Genomic DNA, 6,644 nt, shown 5'->3' on the forward strand with positions numbered 1-6,644 from the left:
GCCCGCGAACACGAACGGCTCTACACCCACCCCCACCAGGCCGGATTCAGACTGACCGCCTGAACAATCTTCACTTCAGAAGAGCCGCACCCATCCTCGAAGGGCCCCCATGAGCACCCGTCCGTTGGGCCGCACCGGCGTCCAAGCCAGCCCCTCCTGCGCGGGTTCGGCCATGACCGTCCCGTTGTCCGCTCTGGATCTTGTGATCGCGGAGTCGAACCGGACGGCCGCCGAGTCGCTCGAGGCGACCGGCCGGACCATGCTCCGACTGGACGAACTCGGCTACCGGCGAGTCTGGTTCGCTGAACATCACGGGACCGACCTGTCTGCGAGTGTGGTGCCAGCGGTTCTGATGGCACACTTCGCGGCACTGACACGGCGGATCCGGCTCGGGTCCGGTGGCGTCCTGGCACCCAACCACGCGCCACTGGCGGTCGCGGAACAGTTCGGCACCCTGGCGGCCCTGCATCCCGACCGCATAGACATGGGCATCGGCCGCGGGCCGGGCACGTTCGACCAGTCGATCGTACGGGCGCTGCGCCGGGGCGGGGAGCCGGCCACGGGCGCGGAGTACGCCGAGAACGTGGCCGAGATCTTGCGCTACGTCTCGGGCGAAGGCGGAGTGCAACTGCTGGCCGGCTGGCAACCGGACGCGGAAGGCGCCAGCCCGTGGCTGCTGGCATCCAGCCAGGCCAGCGCGGAGCTGGCGGCTCGGCTGGGACTGCCGATCGCGCTGGCGCACCACATCCGGCCGGACCAGAGTGCTGCCACAGCGGAGCGCTACCGAGAGCTCTTCACACCGTCGCGGTGGGCGGACCGGCCCTACGTGATGGCCGCGGTCGAGACAGTCGTAGCCGACACGGACGAGGAGGCCGCACGCCTGGCCCGCCCGACCGACGTCGCGAGGGCCAAGCAGGTGCCGGCGGCGCTGCTCTCCCCGGAAGAGGCGGCCTTGTACGAGATCCCGGATGAGGTGCGCGGCGCTGTGGAGGCGATCGGCGCGGCGCAGGCGCGCGGCTCGGTGGAGACGGTGCGACGCCGGTTCACGGAGATTGTGCAGCTGACCGGCGCGGACGAGCTGATGATCTACGCGTCCGTGTACGACCCCGACGCACGGATCCGCTGCTACGAGCTGGCCGCGAAAGCCGTCGAATAGAAGGCGGAGCGAAACCGCTCACCCGTCACCACTCTGTGGGCACAGACAGCCGGACGGCCTGAACCCCCGACGGCACAACTCTCACAAGTGACGGTACGCAGAAGAAGCCGCACCTGGCCGGAGAGCGAACCGCCGGGCCCTGTACGAGCAGCGAGACGAGGAGCACCAGCAATCCGCCACCGATCACTTCGGCGAGCGCACGCCACATTCTTCCTCCCCAGATCTTCCCGCCAGGAGCCGCGAAGGGACTGCGGGAGGTGAAGGGCATCAGCCGAATGTTCAGGAATCATCACGGACGCGAAGGCGCGGCCAAGGTGGGTGCAGTCCGATGCTGGGCGCGATGAAGGCGAACATCGTCCCGTGCACGCGCTGGCCGATCGATCCGATCGATCCACAGGTGCGCATCGGCGACCGGGCCGGGCGAACGTCCTCATGGTGTAGCGAAGCGACCCTGGTACGCGGCCTGGAACGAGCGCTTTCCTCGCGCGCTGCGACGATCACGACCGGCGTGTACATCTACGGCGAGAACCGCTGTGCGAACGACGCGGTCACCGGTTTCCTCACCACGGCTGCGTAGCCCCCGAACAACCACGCCTGCGCGGTACAGGCCCGCCGATCAGGCTCTTCGCCTTTCGACGCGCCACAGCACACTCGCGGTGGGTGCCGGTCTCGATCCGTGACCCGAAGCCGTGGCGGCAGAATAGGCGGCCCCGGATGGATCGGTCACGGAGGTGTCCGATCCATCCGACCTGCCGTCACCCTTCGCGCGGCTGCGAGGAGCCGAGTCCGGGTGGCACGTGCCTGAAGGGATCAGTCCAGGAGCGCGGTCGCCTCAACCTCGACGAGGACGTCCGGCTCGAAGAGGTACTCAACGCCAATGAGGGAGGCCGGAGGCATGGGAAGCCGGAGGCCGATCTCGTCGGCGACGGCCTCCACACCGGTCATGAAGTCGCCGATCTTCTCCGGGCTCCACTGGGTCACGTAGAACGTCAGACGCAGTACGTCCGCGAAGGACGCCCCCGCGCCCGACAGCCCGATGGCGGTGTTGCGCAGGGCCTGGGCGACCTGCCCGGCCAGATCGCCGGGCGCGACCCGGGACCCGTCGGCCAGGCGCGCGATCTGGCCGCTGACATGGACGTGCTTCGACCCGGTGCCCACAGCAACGTGGTGGTACGGAGCCGGCTGCAGCATGCCTTCCGGGGTGAAGTGCTGAACGGTCATGGTCTCTCTCCTCCGAAGTAGGTATCTGTAAGCTACCTAGTGGCAGGAAGACACTTCAACGAGACCAGGTTTCGCCATGGATACCGACGACGAACTTCGCATCGACGCCCCGCACCGGGAACTGCTCGACCAGATCCTCGACAAGTGGTCGCTCAGCGTCCTCAACGAGCTCTGCGAACAACCCTGCCGCTTCAACGAACTGCGCCGGGCCATCCCCCAGGTCACCCAGAAGTCGCTGACCGCCACGCTCCGGCGGCTCGAACGCAACGGCGTGATCGGCCGCGAGGTCGTCTCCACCCGCCCCGTGGCGGTCAGGTACCGGATCACCCCCCTTGGCAAGACCCTCCGGCACCCCATCGACGTGCTGCTGGCCTGGGCCGCACAGAACATGCCCGCCATCGAAAACGCCCGCGAAGGCTTCGACGTGCGGGATGAAGTGGTCGGCCTCTGACCTCTCCGCTTTCGCCGCCCGGGCGGGAGAGGGGAAGGCGCAGCGAGGCGCGCTTGGCTCGCCCCGCCCTTGTTGCAGGTACGGGAAACCGGTGAGCCTGATGCAGTCGGTCATGCAGAGTGCCATCGCCATCGCCGCGGGAGCAGGCGGACTGGTCGCAGCCCGCACGCCGGCCGTGCGGCCTTTGACGGTGGCCACCGTAGTCGCCGACTCCCTCGCCCTTCAATCCTGACGCGCTGCCGGAACGCGCACAGGTCATCAGCGGCGCCTACCGAGTGTCCGCAGCCATGACGCGATGAACTGCGGTGTGGCACACATCGGGTCCTGCCGGACTTCGAGCGCCGACAGCTTCAGCAATCCTTGCAACCTCAAGCGATCAATGCGTCACCGCTGGTCAGGGTTCGAGTGCAGCCCCTGCCAGGGGCTGCGGGAATCGTCGGGCCCGTCGCGGCCGTGACAGCCCCGCGCTCCGCGATCTCCGCCCCCATCCCGGATCGGAGTGCGCCGCGTCGGAGAAGGAATGCCGAGCGGGCTGCTGGCCAGGTACGGGGACGACCTGATCGGCCGGCGGGCCGAAGCACCGCCTTGCTCCCGCACCCACCGCCACCGCCGCCCACTGTCGGCACACACCCCCACCGCCCCCGCTCTCCGCACTCGGGACGCTGCCCTCCAACAACTCCACCGGACCGCCACCCTCAAGTCGATTCAGCGAGGGACAGGTCAAGGGAACAACGGGTTGGTCTTGAGGCCCTGGCGCGGGCGGATTCCGTGCGCCCGAGCCCAAGTGGTGCCGTCGCCTCGGCGAGGCCGCGGTAGGCGGTGGCGACCGAGGGGCGCTGCCGGTCTACGAGCACGGCGTCGAGTTCGGTGTTCCTTGCGCGGTGTTGTCGAAGCTGTCGATGTGCTCCTCGACCCAGGTCCGCAGGAGTCGCAGGGGCACGGCGGCACTGTGGCCGAGGGGGGTCAGGCTGTATTCGACGTGCAGGGGGACGGCGGGGTAGATGGTGCGGTCGACGAGCCCGGTGCCCTCCAGGCGCCGCAGGGTTTGCGTGAGCACCTTGGGGCTGACCCCTTGAAGGAGTCGCTGCAGTGCGCCGAACCGCCGTGGGCCGTCTTCGAGGGCTCCGATGGCCAGGGCCGACCACTTGTTGGCCAGGAGGTCCAGCATGGCCCGGCAGGGGCACTGGGCCGCGTACACGTCGTGGTGGGCGTGCTGTCCGGTGAGGCAAAGGGTGGTCACAACGCTCCAAGCTGCATGCTTCCCATGGGGAAGTAGATTCCCTTGATGGTAACTACCTCCTTGGACATACGGTCAACCGACTGGATCGGGGGGTCGGTACGCGGCCTTTCGGCAGATTTTGAGGGAGTTGGCGTATGTCTACGATGCGCGCGGTGGTGCAGCATGCCTTCGGCGGCCCGGATGTCCTGCGGGTGCGTGAGGTGCCGCGGCCTGTGCCGCTGCCGACCGAGGTCCTGGTCCGGGTGCACGCAGCCGGGATCAACCCGGTCGATTGGAAGACCCGGGGCGGCGGCGGGATGGCCGGAGTGCTCGGCGAGCCGCCGTTCACCTTGGGCTGGGACGTTTCCGGTGTCGTGGAGGAGACCGGTTTCGGTGTGACCACGCTCAAGCCCGGCGACGAGGTGTACGGGATGCCGTGGTTCCCCCGCGCAGCAGGCGGCTACGCCGAGTACGTCACCGCCCCGGCCCGCCAGTTCGCCCGGAAGCCCGCGAGCATCGGCCACGAGCAGGCCGCCGCCGTACCACTGGCCGCTCTGACCGCCTGGCAGGCCCTGGTCGACACCGCCGACGTCCGCCCCGGCCAGCGTGTGCTGATCCACGCCGCCGCCGGAGGCGTCGGACACTTCGCCGTCCAGTTCGCCAAGCACCTGGGCGCCCACGTCACCGGCACCGCCAGCGCTCCGCGCCACGCCTGGCTCACCGCACTCGGCGCCGACGAACTCATCGACTACACCGCCGTCCGCTTCGAGGAACACACCAAGGACATCGACACCGTCATCGACCTCGTGGGCGACACACGCGACAACACCAGCACCCGCTCGCTGGACGTGCTGCGCCCCGGTGGACTGATCGCCGCGATCCCTGCGGGCGGCTCGCCCGAACTCCTCCAGGCGGCGCAGTCCCGGGGGTTGCGGACCAGCCCGTTCCTCGTCGAGCCCGACGGCCCGGCCCTCACCCGCATCGCCGAACTGATCGACGCCGGCGAGGTGAGTGTGGAGGTCGAGGAGGTCTTCCCGCTGGAGCAGGCCGCCCGGGCCCATACCCGCGGCCAGAACGACCACACCCGGGGCAAGCTCGTGCTGCGCGTCTCCTCCTGACCTCCCCCGCTCGGCCGCCCTGGATCCCCGCAGCGGGCGGCCGTCACATTCACCGATTCCACGATTCGAGGGAGTTCACCGTGTTCTACGAGCTTCGGCGTTACCAGACCAGGCCCGGCCGCCGGGCCGAGTGGGTCCGCTACATGGAAGATGTCATCATCCCCTTCCAGACGTCGATGGGGATGACAGTCACCGCGTCCTTCATCGACGAGGAGGACCAGGACGGCTACGTCTGGATCCGCCGCTTCGACGACGAGGCACGGCGTGAGGAGCTGTACGCCGCCGTCTACCAGAGCGAACGCTGGCAGGAAGAGATCAGCCCGGTCGTCGACGGCCTGCTGATCCCGGAAGAGGTGGTCACCCGTGTGGCTCCCACACCGCAGTCCCCGCTCCGTTGAAGGGCCCCACTCACTGCGGGAGAAGGTCTTCATGAACAGCGCAGCGGAGCCGGAATCTCTGGCCGCACCGCCGGCACCCGCCTCGGGAGCACGCTGAGATGCGTCGTGGTGCGGTCCTGGGCGGGTGTCTGTCTGAAGCCATTTCTCATAAATGGGCACGGGAGGTGGCAACCCGCTGTTGATGAGATGCTCTGGCTGCCTCGGTCGGCGGTGCGACGTGGGGTAGGCAGGTGCTCAGGTGGGGTGTCATTTGACCGAGGTCGCGGTGTCGTTGGCCCCGCAGCGGACCGTCCACGGTTCCTCGGGACCAAGGTTGATGCCGTGGATGCGGACGTGGACCTGCGCCGCGGGTCTGTCGCCTGGGACCTGGGCGTGGGCGGCGGTACAGACGATCTGGCTGACGGTTGCAAAGCTGAAGTTGCCCGTGGTGGCTTGGTCGGGGATGGAAATCTCGACGGTGCCGGGTGCCGTGGTGGCAGTGAGCCGGTCGATCGTCGGGGGGACTTGGGTGGTCAGGCCGCGGTCGCGTTCGGCGGAGGTGGGGCCCTTCAGGAGCAGATCGAGGGCGTGTTGCGGGTCAAGCGGCCGGTCGGTGGGGCGGGTTACGGCGCGGACGCCGTAGGCGTCGGTGAAGTAGATGCGGACGGAGCTGCTTTCGGAGCCGGGCTGCGGGATACCCGAGGCGGGGGCGCCCGCCTGCACGGGCCCGGTGGTGCTGATTCCACAGCCGGTGGCCGCAGCGATGAGCAAGGCGGCAGCGCAAGTTCGGACGGCGCGCCGCCCCCCGTTGCGAGGGATCATCACTGTTCCTTCAGGGAGGCGGCGAGGGGGAGGGTGAGGGTGAAGACGGCTCCGTGGTCCGGGGTGTTGCCTGCGGTCAGGGTGCCTCCGTGCAGGCGTGCGTTCTCCTGGGCGATGGCCAGGCCGAGGCCGCTGCCTTCCGAGCGGGCGCGCGCCACGTCGGCTTTGTAGAAGCGTTCGAAGACGTGGGGAAGTGTGTCGCCGGGGATGCCGGGGCCGTTGTCGGTGACGGTGACGACCGCCTTGTCGTGCTCGGCTCGGGCGGAGATGGTGACGGGGG

At 68.9% G+C, this 6,644-nt stretch carries 9 protein-coding genes; 5 read left to right on the forward strand and 4 right to left on the reverse strand.

Annotation, left to right across the window (positions count from 1 at the left end; all coding sequences use genetic code 11):
• The first annotated feature begins 109 nt into the window (after window positions 1-109).
• Together AB0I52_RS32525 and AB0I52_RS32530 are read left to right on the forward strand one after the other, a co-directional pair.
• On the forward strand, window positions 110-1,156 hold the full coding sequence (locus tag AB0I52_RS32525) for an MsnO8 family LLM class oxidoreductase (protein ID WP_363078731.1): 1,047 nt from the start codon (window positions 110-112) through the stop codon (window positions 1,154-1,156).
• Window positions 1,157-1,484: 328 nt separating this feature from the next.
• Window positions 1,485-1,733 carry a hypothetical protein gene (locus AB0I52_RS32530; RefSeq protein ID WP_363078733.1) on the forward strand — a complete coding sequence of 83 codons (249 nt, stop codon included), beginning with the start codon at window positions 1,485-1,487 and terminating at the stop codon, window positions 1,731-1,733.
• A gap of 233 nt (window positions 1,734-1,966) precedes the next feature.
• On the opposite strand, the gene AB0I52_RS32535 is transcribed toward AB0I52_RS32530, so the two are convergent.
• The gene (locus AB0I52_RS32535) at window positions 1,967-2,377 is read right to left on the reverse strand and encodes a Rid family hydrolase (RefSeq protein WP_363078735.1); all 411 of its coding nucleotides are present in this window, start codon (window positions 2,375-2,377) and stop codon (window positions 1,967-1,969) included.
• A 76-nt stretch (window positions 2,378-2,453) separates the two neighbouring features.
• Between AB0I52_RS32535 and AB0I52_RS32540 the strand changes: the two genes are divergently transcribed.
• Window positions 2,454-2,828 carry a helix-turn-helix domain-containing protein gene (locus tag AB0I52_RS32540; RefSeq protein ID WP_363078737.1) on the forward strand — a complete coding sequence of 125 codons (375 nt, stop codon included), beginning with the start codon at window positions 2,454-2,456 and terminating at the stop codon, window positions 2,826-2,828.
• Between the two features lie 844 nt (window positions 2,829-3,672).
• Here the strand turns inward: AB0I52_RS32540 and AB0I52_RS32545 are convergent.
• The gene (locus AB0I52_RS32545) at window positions 3,673-4,068 is read right to left on the reverse strand and encodes a helix-turn-helix domain-containing protein (RefSeq protein WP_363078739.1); all 396 of its coding nucleotides are present in this window, start codon (window positions 4,066-4,068) and stop codon (window positions 3,673-3,675) included.
• A gap of 134 nt (window positions 4,069-4,202) precedes the next feature.
• Between AB0I52_RS32545 and AB0I52_RS32550 the strand changes: the two genes are divergently transcribed.
• Both AB0I52_RS32550 and AB0I52_RS32555 read left to right on the forward strand, forming a co-directional pair.
• Window positions 4,203-5,165, forward strand: a complete 963-nt coding sequence (locus AB0I52_RS32550; RefSeq protein ID WP_363078741.1) for an NADP-dependent oxidoreductase — start codon at window positions 4,203-4,205, stop codon at window positions 5,163-5,165.
• 80 nt (window positions 5,166-5,245) lie between these two features.
• Window positions 5,246-5,563: an NIPSNAP family protein gene (locus AB0I52_RS32555; RefSeq protein WP_363078743.1), complete on the forward strand. Its 318-nt coding sequence runs from the start codon at window positions 5,246-5,248 to the stop codon at window positions 5,561-5,563.
• Window positions 5,564-5,809: 246 nt separating this feature from the next.
• On the opposite strand, the gene AB0I52_RS32560 is transcribed toward AB0I52_RS32555, so the two are convergent.
• Both AB0I52_RS32560 and AB0I52_RS32565 read right to left on the reverse strand, forming a co-directional pair.
• Window positions 5,810-6,313 carry a GerMN domain-containing protein gene (locus tag AB0I52_RS32560; RefSeq protein ID WP_363078745.1) on the reverse strand — a complete coding sequence of 168 codons (504 nt, stop codon included), beginning with the start codon at window positions 6,311-6,313 and terminating at the stop codon, window positions 5,810-5,812.
• A 50-nt stretch (window positions 6,314-6,363) separates the two neighbouring features.
• The coding region (locus tag AB0I52_RS32565; RefSeq protein WP_363078747.1) for an ATP-binding protein at window positions 6,364-6,644 on the reverse strand (281 nt) is incomplete at its 5' end.

Origin of the sequence: Streptomyces sp. NPDC050423 (genome assembly GCF_040655445.1) — a bacterium.
In the GTDB taxonomy this organism is placed as follows: Bacteria; Actinomycetota; Actinomycetes; order Streptomycetales; family Streptomycetaceae; genus Streptomyces.